Origin of the sequence: Streptococcus oralis (assembly GCF_023110435.1) — a bacterium.
Taxonomy (GTDB): Bacteria; Bacillota; Bacilli; order Lactobacillales; family Streptococcaceae; genus Streptococcus; species Streptococcus oralis_CF.
The window spans coordinates 137038-154654 of sequence record NZ_JALDWB010000001.1 but is presented as its reverse complement, the minus strand read 5'-3'; the positions used below and the strand labels follow the sequence as shown (position 1 = coordinate 154654).

The 17617-nt window shown below is 41.6% G+C and carries 20 protein-coding genes; 1 reads left to right on the top strand and 19 read right to left on the bottom strand.

Annotation, left to right across the window (positions count from 1 at the left end; all coding sequences use genetic code 11):
- Positions 1-13: 13 nt before the first annotated feature.
- The 14 genes from M1F97_RS00765 to M1F97_RS00700 form a co-directional block, all read right to left on the bottom strand.
- Positions 14-637 carry a Pr6Pr family membrane protein gene (locus M1F97_RS00765; protein ID WP_247943882.1) on the bottom strand — a complete coding sequence of 208 codons (624 nt, stop codon included), beginning with the start codon at positions 635-637 and terminating at the stop codon, positions 14-16.
- Between the two features lie 2 nt (positions 638-639).
- Positions 640-978 carry a zinc ribbon domain-containing protein YjdM gene (locus tag M1F97_RS00760; RefSeq protein ID WP_001061600.1) on the bottom strand — a complete coding sequence of 113 codons (339 nt, stop codon included), beginning with the start codon at positions 976-978 and terminating at the stop codon, positions 640-642.
- A gap of 209 nt (positions 979-1187) precedes the next feature.
- Positions 1188-1706 carry a Dps family protein gene (locus M1F97_RS00755; protein WP_061587702.1) on the bottom strand — a complete coding sequence of 173 codons (519 nt, stop codon included), beginning with the start codon at positions 1704-1706 and terminating at the stop codon, positions 1188-1190.
- Positions 1707-1855: 149 nt separating this feature from the next.
- Complete coding sequence (locus M1F97_RS00750) at positions 1856-3637, bottom strand: ABC transporter ATP-binding protein (protein ID WP_247943881.1); 1782 nt, start codon at positions 3635-3637, stop codon at positions 1856-1858.
- 8 nt (positions 3638-3645) lie between these two features.
- Positions 3646-5382 (bottom strand): ABC transporter ATP-binding protein, encoded by a 1737-nt coding sequence (locus M1F97_RS00745; RefSeq protein WP_247943880.1) that lies wholly within the window; start codon positions 5380-5382, stop codon positions 3646-3648.
- A gap of 178 nt (positions 5383-5560) precedes the next feature.
- Entirely contained in the window at positions 5561-6319 is a 759-nt protein-coding gene (gene tpiA / locus M1F97_RS00740; protein WP_247943879.1) for a triose-phosphate isomerase, read from the bottom strand.
- A gap of 96 nt (positions 6320-6415) precedes the next feature.
- Entirely contained in the window at positions 6416-7093 is a 678-nt protein-coding gene (locus M1F97_RS00735; protein ID WP_247943878.1) for a DnaD domain-containing protein, read from the bottom strand.
- Positions 7094-7101: 8 nt separating this feature from the next.
- Complete coding sequence (gene metA / locus M1F97_RS00730) at positions 7102-8046, bottom strand: homoserine O-acetyltransferase MetA (RefSeq protein WP_247943877.1); 945 nt, start codon at positions 8044-8046, stop codon at positions 7102-7104.
- A gap of 186 nt (positions 8047-8232) precedes the next feature.
- Positions 8233-8745 carry an adenine phosphoribosyltransferase gene (locus M1F97_RS00725; protein WP_001049316.1) on the bottom strand — a complete coding sequence of 171 codons (513 nt, stop codon included), beginning with the start codon at positions 8743-8745 and terminating at the stop codon, positions 8233-8235.
- 175 nt (positions 8746-8920) lie between these two features.
- Entirely contained in the window at positions 8921-9610 is a 690-nt protein-coding gene (gene rplA, locus M1F97_RS00720; protein WP_001085675.1) for a 50S ribosomal protein L1, read from the bottom strand.
- A gap of 207 nt (positions 9611-9817) precedes the next feature.
- Positions 9818-10243, bottom strand: coding sequence for a 50S ribosomal protein L11 (gene rplK, locus M1F97_RS00715; RefSeq protein WP_001085808.1), 426 nt, complete (start codon positions 10241-10243; stop codon positions 9818-9820).
- Between the two features lie 122 nt (positions 10244-10365).
- Positions 10366-11082, bottom strand: a complete 717-nt coding sequence (gene ldcB, locus M1F97_RS00710; protein WP_247943876.1) for an LD-carboxypeptidase LdcB/DacB — start codon at positions 11080-11082, stop codon at positions 10366-10368.
- 15 nt (positions 11083-11097) lie between these two features.
- The gene (locus M1F97_RS00705; RefSeq protein ID WP_247943875.1) at positions 11098-11559 is read right to left on the bottom strand and encodes an HIT family protein; all 462 of its coding nucleotides are present in this window, start codon (positions 11557-11559) and stop codon (positions 11098-11100) included.
- Between the two features lies 1 nt (position 11560).
- A complete protein-coding gene (locus M1F97_RS00700) occupies positions 11561-12598 on the bottom strand; it encodes a M42 family metallopeptidase (protein ID WP_247943874.1) in 1038 nt (345 codons plus the stop codon).
- Positions 12599-12734: 136 nt separating this feature from the next.
- Between M1F97_RS00700 and M1F97_RS00695 the strand changes: the two genes are divergently transcribed.
- Positions 12735-13286, top strand: a complete 552-nt coding sequence (locus M1F97_RS00695) for a DUF1307 domain-containing protein (RefSeq protein ID WP_247943873.1) — start codon at positions 12735-12737, stop codon at positions 13284-13286.
- Between the two features lie 51 nt (positions 13287-13337).
- Here the strand turns inward: M1F97_RS00695 and brnQ are convergent, their stop codons facing one another.
- From brnQ to pepV, 5 genes are all read right to left on the bottom strand, one after another.
- Positions 13338-14663 carry a branched-chain amino acid transport system II carrier protein gene (gene brnQ, locus M1F97_RS00690; protein WP_247943872.1) on the bottom strand — a complete coding sequence of 442 codons (1326 nt, stop codon included), beginning with the start codon at positions 14661-14663 and terminating at the stop codon, positions 13338-13340.
- A 170-nt stretch (positions 14664-14833) separates the two neighbouring features.
- Positions 14834-15052 (bottom strand): rhodanese-like domain-containing protein, encoded by a 219-nt coding sequence (locus M1F97_RS00685; RefSeq protein WP_125398959.1) that lies wholly within the window; start codon positions 15050-15052, stop codon positions 14834-14836.
- Between the two features lie 21 nt (positions 15053-15073).
- Positions 15074-15565 (bottom strand): prolyl-tRNA synthetase associated domain-containing protein, encoded by a 492-nt coding sequence (locus M1F97_RS00680; RefSeq protein ID WP_125838519.1) that lies wholly within the window; start codon positions 15563-15565, stop codon positions 15074-15076.
- Positions 15566-15577: 12 nt separating this feature from the next.
- Positions 15578-16162: a uracil-DNA glycosylase family protein gene (locus M1F97_RS00675; protein ID WP_247943871.1), complete on the bottom strand. Its 585-nt coding sequence runs from the start codon at positions 16160-16162 to the stop codon at positions 15578-15580.
- 53 nt (positions 16163-16215) lie between these two features.
- Positions 16216-17616 carry a dipeptidase PepV gene (gene pepV / locus M1F97_RS00670; protein ID WP_247943870.1) on the bottom strand — a complete coding sequence of 467 codons (1401 nt, stop codon included), beginning with the start codon at positions 17614-17616 and terminating at the stop codon, positions 16216-16218.
- Position 17617 lies beyond the last annotated feature (1 nt).

Here is a 17617-nt window from a genome sequence, read left to right as displayed (position 1 = left end):
CCTAATAGGAAGACTATTTTCGCTTGATTTGCTTGATCAGGTAAAAGACAAAGCCTGCAACCATATAGGCTACAAAAATGATCAAACACCATTTTATGACCACGTCCCAACCCTTAGCCACATTTAAGAAGAAATAAGGGAAGGGATTGTCCTTGGAATTCGGAATATTGAGTTTTAAGACCAAGCCGTTAAACAAGGCAAAAATCATATAAACCAAGGGCAAGATGGTCCACAAGACTGGATCCCAGATCTTGTATTGACCTTGCTTATCAAAGAAGAGGGTGTCGGCTAAAAACCAGAGTGGAACGATATAGTGGCAAAGGAAATTTTCCACACGGTAAAAGTCCGTCGCAATCGGAGCAAGCATAAAATGATAAATCACACAGGTAATCATGATACTCATGGTAACACCACCCTTGAGACGAAGCAGGGTCGGACTTTGCCAATTTTCACCTGAATGGCTCATCACACGGAGCAGATAGCCCGTGAAAATCGTTACTAAAAGATTGGACAACACTGTGTAGTAGAGGAGCATTCCAAAGCCACCGTGCTTGGTAATTTCTAGATAAACTCCTGTGAAAGCCGCTAAGAACAAGAGCACACGACTATAAAAGATAAATTTGTAATTCAGTTTCATGGCTAGATTTTCTTAACAAACTCTGACTTGAGTTTCATAGCTCCAAAACCATCAATCTTACAGTCGATGTTGTGATCACCTTCTACGATACGGATATTTTTAACACGAGTTCCTTGTTTCAAATCCTTTGGCGCACCTTTTACTTTCAAGTCCTTGATGAGGGTTACAGTATCGCCATCAGCCAATTTATTTCCATTGGCATCGATAGCAACCACACCTTCTTCTACTTCTGCGACTTCAGCAGGGTTCCATTCATAGGCACACTCTGGGCAGACCAAGAGACTTCCGTCTTCGTAGACGTATTCTGAATTGCATTTTGGGCAATTTGGTAAGTTGTTCATAAGTCCTCCTTAAAATATCAATTATTCTTTGAAATTCATATATTATTGAACAGCAACTATTATACCGTAAAATCCTACTTTTGACAATGTGTCCTAAGTCCAGCAAACAAAAAAATCATACAACTTTTTACAGTTACATGACTTTTAAAAGATGATTGGTCATGGGTACTTATCAAGCACCTCATGATAAAAGGGGTAGCAACTGTATCTTACAGACCAGGAGCTTGTCCAAGTTCTGCTGTAAGCATCCAAACTGTTTTCTCAAGTTCAGCCTTAGCCCCAACAAAGATATCGTTTGTAACATCATCGCCTTCTTCGTCAGTCACATCCAAAGCCTTTTGGAAAAGACTGATGAGGTAGCGATAAATAGCTAGAACACGTTCCAAGCTTTCTTCAACGTTACGGAATTCTCCTTCTTCTTCTTCGATTTCACTGTGTTGAAGGAATTCTGTCAAAGTTGAGTAAGGTTTGCCACCAAGGGTAATTAAACGTTCGCTGATTTCGTCAAGATAACCATCAAGGCTGTCCATGTATTCATCCATTTTTGGATGCCATACGAGGAAACCACGACCACGCATATACCAGTGAACTTGGTGAAGGGCAATGTGAGCCACATACAAGTCTGCTACTGCTTTGTTCAATACTTCTTTTGTTTTTGCTAATGCTACTGGCGCTGTTTTAGATAATGTTGTAACGTCTTTTAATGCATCTTTTTTCAATTCAACCATTTTTTTCACCTCATAATATTATTTTTGTAACCATATTTATTGATTACTACCTCAGTATACTACACCTAGTAGACAAAAGCAAGAAAATTAACCCATATTAAAAAAGTTGTAATTGACTGATAATTTAAGAAAAATCTAGCCTTATTTTATTAGCTGACTTGATCGGATTTACTCGAAAATTGGCTTTGATAAAGGTCGTAATAGAAGCCTTTTTCTTGGAGCAAGCTTTCATGATTTCCCTGCTCAATAATCTGTCCATCTTTAAGAACGAGAATCTTATCCGCTTCTTGAATGGTCGAGAGACGATGGGCGATGACAAAGCTGGTTCTCCCCTTCATCAACCGTTTCATGGCTTTTTGAATCAAGAGTTCCAAACGGGTGTCAACAGAGGAAGTTGCTTCATCCAGAATGAGAATTTTGGGATTGGCTAGGAGAGCACGCGCGATGGTCAACAGTTGTTTTTGCCCGAGGGAAATATTGCTGGACTCTTGGTTCATCTCCATGTTGTAACCACCAGGAAGAGTTCGAATAAAGTGGTCTACATTTGCTGCTTTGGCAGCTGCTATTATTTCTTCGTCACTGGCGTCAAGATTTCCAAAACGTAGGTTTTCTTTGATAGTACCTTCGTAGAGCCAAGCATCCTGCAAGACCATCCCAAACTGACGGCGGTAGTCTTGTCGTGACAACTGGCGAATATCCTGCCCGTCAACCAAGATTGCACCTGCTGTAACATCGTAAAAACGCATAAGCAGATTGATTAAGGTTGTCTTACCAGCTCCAGTCGGACCAACAATCGCTACCATCTCTCCTGGTTGAACTTCTAGATTAAAGTTTCGAATCAATGGTTTGTTTTCAACATACTGGAAATCAACCTGCTTAAAGGTTACCTGACCCGTTAAAGGTTCAAGGATTTCGAGTTCTTCTCCCTTGACTTCCTCTGTCTCATCCAAGATGTCGAAAATACGATCGAGCGAAGACTTGGCGCTTTGCATTTGACCCGCAAGTTGTGTGATGTTTTGGATAGGCTGGCTGACCTGCCAAACGTACTGAACAAAGGCCTGCATATTCCCCACTGTCAAACGACCTGCAATAACCTGCAAACCACCAAGAACTGCAACGATCAGATAGGTCAAGTCTGATACGACATGAAGGGTTGGCATCATGAGCCCAGAGATAAAGCTGGCTTTAAAGCCAACACGTTGGAGGTCGTCCGTAATCTCAGAAAACTCTTTATGAGAAGTTTCCTCACGACCATAGAGTTTCAAAACATTAAAACCTGTGAGATTTTCCTGCACATAGCCATTCATCCGTCCTAAAATAGCTGCCTGCTCTTTAAAATAAGGCTGAGAACGTTTCAGGATGCTTCTAGCACCAAAATAGGTCACTGGAATGGATAGAATCACCACTATAGCCAACTGAAAATTCAAGTATAATACCATTCCCATCACGAGGACAATCGTCAGAACGGCATTGACAATTTGGAGAAAAGATTGTTGAAGAGCGTTGGACACTGTCTCAACGTCACTGGTAAATCGTCCCAATAAATCACCAAACTGGTGTTTGTCAAAGAAAGATACTGGGATACGATTGATTTTCTCGGTCATTTCATTTCGCAGATCCTGAGTCATAGACTGGACTGCATTGGTCATGAAATAGTTGGAATAATAAGACCCAAGTTCATACAATAGACCTCTAAAGAGGTAAATGATTAAAACAGTTCCGATGTAGCCAGTATTGATACCAGCACCTGCAAGACCATTAGCCATATCTAAGAGATTCTTTGTCAACCCCGTAATGGCTAGCCCCAAGACAAAAGGCTCCAAGACACTCATGATCACACTCAAAATTTTTAGAAAGACTGCAAAGAAGACAGAAAAACGGTAGGCTTTCAAATAGCTCCACAAACGAGCCAAACTAGATTGTGTTTTCATATTTCCTCCTATTCCTCTGTTAGAGATGCATTTTTCAACTGCGACTCAGCAATTTCACGATAGATGTCATTGGTTTCCATCAATTCCTCATGGCGACCGCGACCCACGATTTCCCCTTTATCAAGAACGATTATCTGGTCCGCATCCATGATAGTTCCGACACGTTGAGCAACAATTAAAACCGTTGCATTCTGTGTGACTTCCTTGAGACGACGGCGCAAAATGGCATCCGTGCGATAATCCAAGGCTGAGAAGGAATCATCAAAAATATAGATATCAGGATTCTTTATAATCGCTCGGGCAATTGAGAGACGTTGTTTCTGTCCTCCAGAAAGATTGCTTCCACCTTCAGCTAGATGGGTCGCAAAGCCTTCTTCTCGGCTTTCGATAAAATCTTTGGCTTGCGCCACGTCCGCTGCCTGATGTAGGTCTTTGTGACTAGCATCTTCCTTCCCATAGCGGATATTTTCAGCGATAGTTCCTGTAAAGAGCAAGGCCTTCTGCGGGATAAATCCAATCTTTTGACGGAGAGACTTGAGGCGGTAATCCCTCACATCAACACCATCTACTTTGATTTTCCCAAGGGTGACATCGTAAAAACGAGGAATCAATTGCACAAGAGAGGATTTTCCCGATCCGGTCGATCCGATAAAGGCAATGGTTTCACCTGGTTTAGCACTGAAAGAAATGTTATGCAAAACAGGATTTTCCGTCTCACCAGGATAGGCAAAGGTGATATTTTCAAATTCCAAATAGCCGTGGGTTGCTGTCTCTCTAACGCCTTTTTCATTGGGATCAATAGAAATCGGCATATCCATGACTTCTTTCAAACGTTCACTCGAAACGGCTGTACGAGGGTACATGGTGAAGAGATTGGATAGGAAAAGGAAGGACAAGAGAGCGTGGAAACTATATTCGATAAAGGCTACCAGGTCCCCAATTTGCAGAGAACCTTGTTTGATAGGGTCCAGAGCGAACCAGACAATAGCTACAATCATGGCAATGATAATCTGAACAAACAAGGGCTCTGTCAGACCAGTTAGTTTAAACAGACGATTGGAATTAGCTGCATAGACTGCATTTTGTCCTGCAAAGCGTTCCTCTTGAAACTCCTCACGGGCAAAGGCACGAATGACACGAAGCCCCATCAGATTTTCACGAGCGTATTGATTGATTTTGTCCAAAGTTTTCTGCTGTTTCTCTGACAAAGGGCGAGTCTTGACAGCCACATAAATAACCACCACAGCCAAGAAAGGTACTGCAAAAGCTACTATCCAAGCCAATGACGGGCTGGTCAAAAAGATCATTAAGATACTAGACAGCATCATCATGGGAGTGATGACACCCAGTTTTAAGGTCTGTTCTGCAAACTGCATGAGAACAAAGGCATCACTGGTAATACGAGTAACCAGTGAAGATACTCCTATCTTTTCATATTCATGATGAGAATACTCTTGTAATTTGGCATAGAGATCATCCCTCATATCCTTAACCATATTGGTTGTTAGCTTACTAGCAGCATAGGCTAAGACTATACGCCCCAAGGTTCCACATAGGATAATCACCAGCATGATTGCCGCCCAAACATACAATTGATGTTCATTCCCTTTATTCACACCGTCATCAATCATCCGAGCTAGAACAGTCGGTAGTCCCAGATTGACGATAACAAAGAAAATAGCCCCAAAGAAATCCAAGAATAACCACTTGGGATATTTTTTCAAATAAGACCAAATATAGAGCATAACTCCCCCTTTCATAACTTTTTGATACAGAAAAGAGCGCGCATCCGCACGCCTTTCCTTCCCTAAGGAACTTTCCTAGTCGGAAAAATTCCTCTTTCACAAGAATACTCCAAGTAAAAACAAGACAGGCAGTCAAAGTCACCTGGTACTTTTGACTGTCTGTCTGGAAAAAACTAGATTATTTTACAAAGTCAAGCAATGCCAAGAAGCTTTCAGCTTCAAGTGATGCACCACCAACAAGGGCACCGTCAACGTCTGGGCAAGCCATGTATGAAGCAACGTTTTCAGGTTTAACTGAACCACCGTATTGAACACGAACTTTGTCCGCAACTTCTTGACCAAAGTCAGCAGCTACAACGTCACGAACAACTTTACACATTTTTTGTGCGTCGTCTTGTGAAGCTGATTTACCAGTACCGATAGCCCAGATTGGCTCGTAAGCGATAACTGATGCAGCAACTTGTTCGGCAGTCAATCCAGCCAATGCAGCAGATACTTGAGCACCTACAAACTCAGCAGCTTTACCAGCTTCGTAAGTTTCAAGTGACTCACCACAACAGATGATTGGAAGCATACCGTTTGCAAAGATAGCTTTTGCTTTTTTGTTGATATCTTCGTCAGTTTCATGGAAGTAGTCACGGCGTTCTGAGTGACCGATAACAACGTAGTTAACACCCATTTCTGACAATACTTTTGGAGAAGTTTCACCAGTAAAGGCACCTGCATTCTCAAAATAGCAGTTTTGAGCAGCAACTTTAAGGTTTGAACCTTTAGCAGCAGCAAGAACAGTTGTCAAATCAAGAGCTGGAGCTGCGATACCTGCTTCAACAAGGTCTGATGAAGGAAGTTTTGAGGCAACGGCTTCAACGAATGCTTTTGCTTCTTCTGGATTTTTGTTCATTTTCCAGTTACCAGCGATAAATGGTTTACGTGACATTTCACATACCTCTTTTTTCATTTTATTTTCTATTATTTTATCATATTTATAAGGAGCTTGCAAATCTTACTCTAATTTACAAGATTTTCCGAGCGGCTAATCTTGCCACAAATTCATGGCATCAAGGAAATCAGCCGAAGCCTGAACTTGTTTGGGATTATTCGCTTCTCGCTCTGCTCGTTTGGCCTCCACCTGAGCCACAGACTGGATGCCTTCATGGCGCCAATTCCGAAGGATGGCCTGAATATATTTCCAGTTTGGCTTGCCATTTAGAACCGCCTCTCGGAGAGCTTCTTTGATCAAATCCGCCTTGATACCGTCTTCTTTGACTGTCTTAGAAAGATCTTCGATTTCAAACGGCGTTAGCAAGCGTCCTAATTCCTGCTGAAAAGTCTCAATAAGATCCTTCAATTGATTTTGCGGGTTTGGGGCAGTTGTAGCTGGAGTCTGGCTGTCCAACAAGCTATCCAAGCGTTCAAAGGCCAAACTAGCATCAAAAATAAGCTCAATTTCCCCATTTAGTTCAATCGTTCGATATTGTAGTAGCCCATTTTCAGTCAAGTTTGAAATGGATTGGTTGACATCTGCAAGTTCTTTTCCAATAGTTTCTGCAATTTGGCTTGGCGATAGCTCATCCAAAGCAGATGTATTTTGTAGATAAAAAAATTGCCAGACGAGAAAATCATCACTAGAAGGAAAGAGTTCCTTAAAATGCAAGAGCAGGGCACTTGGCAAAACCAAGTTCCCTGTTTTAAAAGCGTCAAAATACGTCATAATTCCTCTTATAAATATCCAAATGCAGCCGCATCATCCTCTACCTTTCTCCAGTCAAAAGGGGTTTCTTGATAAACTGCATAGTTAACCCAGTTACTGAAAAAGAGAGCAGCTGATGAAGACCAACAAAGACACGGTGTCTCATTCACATCATCATTTTTGAAGTAATTTTCTGGAATGTGAGGATTAAGTCCTGCCTCACAATCACGAAAATACTCTTTTGCTAGAGTATCACGGTCATATTCTAAATGACCAAAACTATAAATCTCACGAAGATCCCGACTGGCTAAAATAGAAACGCCAACTTGTTCTCCCTCAGAGAGGATTTCCAGATTGGTTTTTCCTAAAATCTCTTCCTTATAGATTTCTGTATGACGAGAATGGGGAGCCACATAGCTATCATCAAAACCTCTAAAGAGAAGATGGCCCTCTTTCAAGGTATCCTGCGGGTAAATGCCTGACAATTTCTGAGCCATCTGGTGCTTTTCAACTCCATAGCGAGCATAAAGACCTGCTTGGGCACCCCAACAGATATGCAGGGTAGAAAAAACATGTGTCTTGGACCATTCGATGACCTGCTTAAACTCCTCCCAGTAGTCCACCTCCTCAAAAGGCAAGTGCTCCACCGGAGCTCCTGTGATGATCATCCCATCAAAAAAGTCATCCTTAACCTCTGGGAAGGTCTTATAGAAGGTTTCCATATGTTCGGCACGAGTTGTCTTGGAACGGTGTGTTTCCATATATAAGAATTCAATATCTAATTGCAAAGGGGTATTAGCCAAATGCCGTAAGAGCTGCGTTTCTGTTACCATCTTTTGAGGCATCAGATTTAAAATCAAAATCTTCAAAGGTCGAATATCTTGGTGCGCAGCTCGTTGATCGTCCATGACAAAGATGTTTTCTGTCCTTAAAATCTCCACAGCTGGTAATTTCTTATCAATTCGAATCGGCATAATACCCTCCTAACAGTTCTCTATTTCAGGAATGATGTTGTCTGTTTGAAAGTAAAAACCTCCAAATACTTCTTCCCTTTATTATACTGTATGAAGATATAGTTTTCAATTATAGTTTTTCTCTAACTAGCTATAGTTAATTTATATAGCAGATGAAGAGAAAACAGCCCCAAGGACTGTTTTTCATTAATAATGCATAAGTACCTTGTAATCGTAATCTCCGATTTTTTCACGGCCTTTAAGCTCATCCAGCTCAATCAAGAAAGCACAACCGGCTACAACTCCACCAAGTCTTTCAATCATCTCAATTGTTGCCTTGACAGTTCCACCTGTTGCCAAAAGATCATCTACGATGAGAACACGTTGGCCTGGCTTGATCGCATCAGCATGCATGGTCAAGGTATCAATACCGTACTCTTTCTCATAGTCAGCAGAAATGACTTCACGTGGCAATTTCCCTGGTTTACGAACAGGTGCAAAGCCAATTCCCAACTCAAAAGCAACTGGGCAGCCAACAATAAATCCGCGAGCCTCTGGACCCACGATCATGTCGATCTTCTTATCCGTTGCATACTGAACGATTTCACGAACAGCATAGCTATAAGCATTTCCATCTGCCATCAAAGGGCTGATATCACGGAAGGTAATGCCTTCCTTAGGGTAATTTTCAATCGTTGCGATATAATCTTTTAAATTCATCTTTTTCTTTCTTTCAAAGTTTTTACTCTCTATTATACCACATTTTCTGTGAAAGAAGAAGAGGAAAAGCACTATTCTCTTGTTCCATCAGGCTATTAATGGACTTATTTCCCCAGGAATGAACTTATCATCAAAAAAACGAGCACATTCGTACTCGTTTTTAAAAATTTGTTAATTAAAGTGAGTTTACGTCAACCTTGATACCAACACCTTGAGTAGTTGTGATTGTCAAGTTTGTTACGTAAGTTCCTTTAGCTGTAGCTGGTTTTGCTTTTTGGATTGTTTCGTTGAAAGCTTTGAAGTTTTCAACCAATTTTTCAGCTTCAAATGATACTTTACCGATGATAGCTTGAACGTTACCTGCACGGTCAGCACGGTAAGTGATTTTACCACCTTTAGACTCTTCAACTGCTTTTGCAACATCCATTGTTACTGTACCAGTTTTAGGGTTTGGCATCAAGTTACGTGGTCCAAGGACACGTCCAAGACGTCCAACAAGAGCCATCATGTCAGGTGTAGCGATAACTACGTCGAAGTCCAACCAACCGTCGTTGATTTTCGCAACTAGGTCATCTTCACCAACAAAGTCTGCACCAGCAGCTTTTGCTTCTTCAGCTTTTGCACCACGTGCGAAAACAAGAACGCGTGAAGTTTTACCAGTACCGTTTGGCAATACCATTGCGCCACGGATTTGTTGGTCAGCTTTTTTAACGTCGATGTTCAAGTTGTAAGCAACTTCTACAGTTGCGTCAAATTTTGCAAAGTTAGTTTCTTTTGCAAGTGCTACAGCTTCTTCTACGCTGTATGCTTTTGTGCTGTCGATTTTCTCAAGAGCAGCACGAAGTTGTTTGCTTTTTTTAGCCATTTTCTATTCTCCTTGTAAGTGGTTCAATCGATTTTCATCTCCCACGTCACTCCTCGAAATGATGAAGTCTTGCGGGTTTTCAGTCTATTATTTTCCTTTTCCTACTTCGTTAAGTTCCTTTGCTGTACCTAAGTACAAGCCTCAGTCACTTGCCTAGTATGAAAAGCAACTAATAGACTGCTGTGAGATTTTCTACTGTGTTATTAATTAGTCAACAACAGTGAATCCCATAGAACGAGCAGTACCTTCGATCATACGCATTGCAGACTCAATGTTTGCTGCGTTCAAATCTGGCATCTTAGTTTCTGCAATTTCTTGTACTTGTGCACGAGTAACTGTAGCAACTTTAGTTTTGTTAGGTGTACCTGATCCTTTTTCAACACCTGCAGCTTTTTTCAAAAGAACAGCAGCTGGTGGTGTTTTTGTAACGAAAGTAAATGATTTGTCTTCGTATACTGAGATAACAACTGGAATGATCATACCAGCTTGGTCAGCTGTACGAGCGTTGAACTCTTTTGTGAATCCCATGATGTTGATACCAGCTTGACCAAGAGCAGGTCCAACCGGTGGAGCTGGTGTAGCTTTACCAGCAGGGATTTGCAATTTTACAAGTTTTTCGACTTTTTTAGCCATTTTTAAATCCTCCTTTGTGGTTTTGGCGGTAATTAAAGATTTTTACCTCCCACAAGTATGCTTTACACATACCCATCTATTATACACTATTTATCTAAAAATGCAAGAGAAAACTTTCATTTTTAATCGACATAATCTCCGCCTTCAAAGCCATAGTACTCTTCCAAACTGAGACCACTTGCAGCAATTTCTTTGGCTTCTTTTCCAACGTATCGAAGATGCCATTCTTCTGCCATGTAGCCAGTCTCTTTTTCCTTGCCTTTTAGATAGCGAACGACAAAGCCATAGTCAGCCGCATGATCCAAGAGCCACTGGGCTGCCTTTTCTTCAGTAACTAAATCACCATCTGTCCCGATAAGGTCAAAAGCAAGACCCGTTTGGTGTTCACTATAACCTGGGCGAGCTGAGTAGCGATCTGCTGCTTCCTTACCGTCTTGATTCACATAATCTTGATAAAGCTTGGTTTGAGTTTCATAACTTCTAAAACCACTGTAATGATCGCTGATTGGGTAGCCAGCTGCTTGCATTGCTGCAATGAGTTTCAGCAACTCTGCTTTAGCTGTTGGATTTTCTCCTGGATTGTAGTCTTTTGACAAAGGATAGTGCTTATTAGCTATAACGATTTCATCGTACTTCCCTTGGATACTATAGTGGTCTCCCTTATTCACAACCTCCGCCTTCTTCTGACTAGTGGCTTGAGATTTGCTCCCTATAGTCCCTTCAGGTTGACTAGTTTGTTCCGTTTTTTGAGTGTTTTCTTCATTTTTAGGTTTTTCTTGAGAACATGCTGCTAGGGTTAATGCTAGTAAACCAGATAAAATGACATATCTTTTTTTCATTTTTTTCTTCCTCTCTTAAACCGCGTGCTTCTCTAATTCATCAGATAAGGTTTTAATCATCTCTTCCAGTTCAGGGGATTGCACTTGGCATTCTTCTGCCGCCATTTCTTCCCAGGGCACCCACCAGACTGGACCACGGCCGTTGAGTCCGTGACCATTCATATCATCTAACCGTCTTGGAAAGAGGTGCCAATGAGCGTGAGCATCTCCATTTCCTAGGAGTTCGATGTTCATCTTTTCAGCCTTAAATGCTTTGGCGACTGCTTCTTGGACTAAACTCATTTCCTCTAAAAAACGAAGTTTTACAGAAGTCTCCATATGGTGGAGTTCTGTGACATGCTCTTTTGCTAAAAATAAGGTATAGCCCTTAAAGTACTGGTGGTCTCCAATGACCACATAGCCTGTTTCTAGTTCTTTGACAAAGTAAGGATTTTCCCCTGCCTTGATCCATTCAATTCTTTGACAAATCAAACACATATTAGTCTACCAATGTGCTCTTGAGATAGGCATCGACCATACGCTCAGTCGCCACTACTGAATCAATGTGTGTGCGCTCATAAGAGTGACTGGACTCGATGCCCGCACCAAGAAGGGCATGCTTGACCTCTGCGCCTGCTGACATAGCTGCCGAAGCATCCGAACCGTAAAATGGATAAATGTCGAGCTTAAATGGAATATCTTGCTCCTTTGCCAAAGCCACTAAATGTTGACGGAAGTCGTAGTGGTAGGGACCTGAAGCGTCCTTGACACAGATAGACACTGTATACTCATCTGTCTGTTGATCATCGCCCATAGCTCCCATATCCACAGCCAGATATTCTACTACCTGAGCTGGAATATTGGAGTTAGCACCATGGCCCACCTCTTCAAAGACTGAAAAAGCAAAATGAGTTGTTACTGGCAATGCAATCCCCTCTTCCTTATAAACACGAAGAAGATTGAGCAAAATCGCTGCGCTGACCTTGTCATCCAAGTGGCGAGACTTGATAAAACCAGTTTCCGTCACAACTGTTCGCGGATCGAAACTGATAAAATCACCGACCTCGATGCCCAAGGCGCGCGTTTCTTTTTCATTGGTCACTTTTTCGTCCAAACGCACTTCCATATTGTCCTGCGTACGTTCTGCAGTTCCTGCATCTTTGTAAACATGGCAAGATGTCTGGTGGATGAGGATAGTTCCAGATACCGTTTTACCTGTACTAGAAACATGAACGGTACAATTTTCTCCCTCAATCATGTTCCAAGGAAAACCACCGATACGGTCCAATTTGAGACGGCCATCCGGTTTGACTGCACGAACAATAGCACCCAGCGTATCCACGTGGGCAGTCACATAACGTTGTTGCTCATCATTTTGACCTTTAATGGTCACATTGACACCACCCTTAGCTGTGCGAACAGGCTGGTAACCAAGCTCTTCTAAAGTATGGACTAGGTAGTCTGAAATCTCACGAGTAAAGCCTGTTGGAGATGCAATAGCGGTTAATTCTTTGATATAGTTTACAGTTTGATTCATTTCTTCACCTCTTCCTACCATTATATCACTTTTCTAGCTGGATCCCTTTGGAAAAGGGTCTTATCCTTCTAGTTGATTTCACTATGGATCCATGTTATAATACAAATACTTTGATCATGAAAGGAAAGTTAAGGATATGAAATCTTACTTTAAAACCTCGCTTGCCCTTGCGGCTGCTTTACTCATTCTAATAGGATGCTCGAAACAGGCATCAGCACCTACTAATAACAGTGCCAAGGAAGACAAAACTGCTCAGTCAAGCGAGACCAAGCAAAGCACTGAACAATCATCTGAAAAGAAAGAAACAACTAAAACACATACCTTTGTCAACAAAAGCAATCCTGGAATCACTTCTACCTTGGTTTATACTGTAGAAGGCGACAATGTTACCAAGCAAACCGCTCAGAATGTTGCAGATCCTGAAATCCTTGGTGCAACTCCAGAAGAGGTCAAGAGTACACTCGAGGATACCTATAAAGGTTATTACGGGCTAAAAGGTGTTAAACAAACCATTGAAATCAAAGATGGAAAAGTTGTTCAAGATCTCGAAGTTGATTTCTCAACTGCAAGCCTTGACGAACTTAGAAAAGCACTCCCTGAAGAATATCCTGGTATTGGAAATCGTGTCAGTTTCTCAATCTCTAAAAATGGACTAGAGACAATGGGATTCACTGAAGAAACTAACTAATCCTCCAAAGTGAATATAGGCAAAAATCCTTGGCTTAAGCCAAGGATTCTTTTATTCCATTTCAAAAACATCGCTTTCTTGCTTGTTTGGTAAAACCAATGAAAGCAAGATTCCGATAATTGCTGGCACTAACCATGGTAAAGAGGCAGCTGCAAAAGGTAGAGTATTCACAAGGTTTGCTAGAAACTCAATCTTAAAGGAACTGCCAAGGACGCTTGCAAGAGCAATAGCTGTAACAAGCCCAATAGTTAACTGCATGCCCGGTTTTGATAAGGGTACAAACTTATTCACAATCACGATCATCACAATGGAGATGGTGATTGGGTACAAGATTACAAGTACTGGCACTGAGTACTTAATGATTGCATCAAGGCCAAGATTAGCAATAGCAAACCCAATCAAGGTAAAGGCAGTTGCATAGACCTTGTAACTGATTTGTGGGAAACGTCCGTTAAAGAACTCTGCTGTCGACACAATCAAGCCAACTGTCGTTGTGAAACAGGTTACAGTTACCATAACAGCAAGAAAGAGCTGAGCTGTTGAACCAAAGATTTCCTGAGTTGCTTGTGACAAGATATAAACGCCTGGTGTTCCACCCTTCATCACTTCTGCTGGTACTGGGAAATGATTTCCAAGGAATCCTAAACCGATGTAGAGAGCGCTGAAAGCAAGAGCTACAACGATACCAACCACCCAAATAGTTGAAATGTATTCTTTCTTACTGGAGAATCCAAGTTGTTTCAAGGTTTGAACAGCGATTACACTGAAGGCCACTGAGGCTAGGGCATCCAAGGTGTTATACCCTTCTAGGAAACCTGTACCAAAGGCAGAAGATTGATAGGCTGCTGAAGCTACTTGAGAATTTGTTCCACCATATTTAAAGGCACCTAGTACAACTAAGATAACGATCAACAAAGCAAAGACTGGAGTTAAGATACGTCCAATACGATCCAAAATCTTTGATGGATTGAGTGAAATCAGATAGGCTGCAGCAAAGTAAAGCACGGTAAAGATAATCAATCCTAGGCCTTTATTTGCTTCAGACAAGAGGGGGCTGATGCCGACCTCATAAGCTGTTGTGGCTGTACGTGGGATAGCAAAGAAGGGACCAATCGATAGATAGAGGACTGCAAGATAAAGAGTCGCAAACCAAGGTGAGATTTTCTTAGAAATCTCATGAATGTATCCTTTGGGATTGAGCGTTCCGATGATGAGCGTTAGGACAGCAATCCCGACACCCGAAAATACAAAACCTGCAATGGCAGGAAGAAACTGTTCTCCAGATAGGGCACCTAGAGAAGGCGGAAAAATCAAGTTTCCCGCACCAAAAAATATTCCAAACAAGAGTAAACCTGTTAGGGTACCTTTTTTAGCCATAAAAATCTCCTTCATATTTCTAAAATACTGACCTAGTATACCATGATTAAGACTCTGAAAAAAGTATCCAAAATTAATCATTGAATGTTTTCAATATTTTTAAAAATAAGAATTATCTAAAAACAAATTTCTCCTACCTAGTCCACACCAAGTAAGAGAAATGCAAAATTTTAAAGATTTTCAAAGGCCGTCATGCCACCTTGAACATTGATGGCCTTATATCCATGCTCCTCCAAGAACTGGCAAGCACAAGCTGATCTCATACCTGATTTACAAATGACATAATGCAACTGCTCATTGTCCAACTCTTCTACTCCTCTCACATCTAATACAGAAAGGGATTCTTTCTGGTAAAGTTGGTAGAATTTGTCAAAAACAATTTCTTTCATCATTTCTTCTTTTTGATGCCTTTAACGCAAAGTTAAAAACTTATAGGTAAATCCAATCGACTCTAAAAATCGGAACAAGTCTTTGCTTTTGATAAAGATGGTCTTTTCATTAGTATTGGGATGGAAAGTCATGATATCCTCCGATACAATGTCCTTATCAAAATAAACTAGAATATCTTTTTCTTCATTATTTAACAAACCAAAAGGTGATACCGTTCCTGCTGGTAGGGTCATTTTCTCAGCCAAGGAGTCCAATGAGGCCATTCGAATCCGATCGGCTCCCACTTGAACTTTAAAGTCATCCATATCCAATCGTTTCTTGTCATCCATGATGAGCAGATAGTACTGGGTTTTCTTTCTATTGGTCAAAAACATGGACTTAGTCCGGACTCCTTCCATTCCTTCAATATAGCTATCTGCCTGCTCTGTCGTAAATACAGGTGGGTGCTCCACCACATCAAAGATAATTCCCAACTCTTGCAACTTATTAGCTACTTGTTGATAAGGATCCATAGTTTTTCTCCTTTATTGATGAATAATCTTTTGTACCAATGCTTTCAAATCTGGCACCACTTCTGACTCAAACCAAGGATTCTTAGCCATCCAGATTTGATTACGAGGAGAAGGGTGAACTAGAGGAAAATATTCTGGCAAATAGTCTTTGTAGTGTTTTACCCGCTCTGTTACCTTGCCACTAATTTTCTCATGTAAATAGTAGGCTTGAGCATACTGGCCAATCAAAAGGGTCAATTCAATATTTGGACATTCCTTTAGGAGTTGTGGGTGCCATTTTTCGGCAAAGCCTTTACGGGGTGGAAGGTCGCCTGATTTTCCATGTCCTGGGAAATAAAAGTCCATGGGAATAACTGCAAACAACCCCGAATTGTAAAAGGTGTCTTCATCAACACCTAGCCAGTCCCGCAAGCGTTCACCACTCTTATCTTTCCAGTAAAGGCCTGCTTCTTGCGTTTTAAAGCCCGGAGCTTGACCGACAATATTGATACGAGCAGTTGTTGGCGCTGCAAAGAGAGGTTCGATTCCGCGTTCTGTATAGCTGCTATTCTGTGGATCCGCCATAATGGCTTGCTTGATTCTTTCGATTTGAGACATCTGTTTTCCCTCCAAAAAGAAGTCTAAGCATAAAATCTCAGACTTCTATCGTTTTATTTGATTAATTCATAGATAGCTTCTGCATAGATTGCTGCTGCTCGGAAAAGATCGTCTAAGGCGATGAATTCATTGGCTTGGTGCATGGTATCGATAGAATCTGGGAACATAGCACCGTAGGCAACACCACGTTCTAGCAAGCGACCAAAGGTACCACCACCGATGACTTGCTCGTGACCTTTAAGACCAGTTTGTTTTTCATAGACATTCAACAAGGTTTGCACAAGCGGATCTTCCATTGGCACATAGTGAGGGGTGTGACCGTGTTCAGAAAGGGTAACAGAAGCAACTGGCAAGTTTTCAAGGATTGACTTGATATGCTCTGGGCTTGTTCCTTTTGGATAACGGAAGTTGAGGGCAATAGTATTGTCAGCACTTGCTTCGTCAAAGCGGAAGACCCCCGCATTCATAGAAAGGGCACCCATCTTTTCATCAACATGAGCAACCTTGAGATTTTCACCCTCATGGTCATTCAAGAGAATCTTACCAGCAATGTCGAGGTAGTCTTTAGCAGGTCCAGCAAAGTCAAACTGACTGAGGAAGAGGGCAAGGTAAGTTGCACCATTGACACCTGAAGCAGGCATAGCACCGTGGGCGGATTTACCAATAATCGTCACCTTGTATTGACCGTTTTCTTCTTGAATTTCTCCTCTGAGTTTGTACTCTGCAACAAAGGCATCTAGTTTTCCTTGCAAGTCAGCCAGGTCGCCCGAAACGAGTGCTATCGCTGATTCGGGTACCATGTTTTCTCGCAATCCGCCTGTGAAGCTGTGAAGACGGGCAACACCTGCATTTTCACCACTAAAGTGGAGGTATTCTGTAATGTTTCCTTTTTCACCATTGATGATTGGAAATTCAGCGTCCGGAGAGAAACCGAAGTCTGGTTTTGCAAGTCCTACATGTTCAAAGTAGTAGTCCATGTCTGCCCAGCCTGATTCTTCGTCTGTTCCGACAATAAAGCGAACTTTCTTAGAAGTTGGAAGGCCCAATTCTTTGATGATCTTCAAGCCATAGTAACAAGCTGTTGTAGGTCCCTTGTCATCAGAAGCACCACGCGCGTAGAGGCGACCGTCTTTGATAGTTGGTGTATAAGGGTCTGTATCCCAACCGCTACCAGCTGGTACCACGTCCATATGGGCAAAGATTCCGAGAACTTCTTCTCCATCACCAAACTCAAAATGTCCTGCGTAGTTATCGACATTCTTAGTTGGATAGCCATCACGGTCTGCGATTTCAAGGAATTTTTCTAAGGCTTTTACTGGACCAGGTCCAAATGGATGCTGCGCATCTGCCTTGCTATCGTCACGTTCTGAGTTGATTTCCAAAAGGCTAAACAAGTCAGTCAAGAGGTCTTCTTTGCGTTTTTCTACTTCTGCTGTAAAATCAATTGCTGTCATT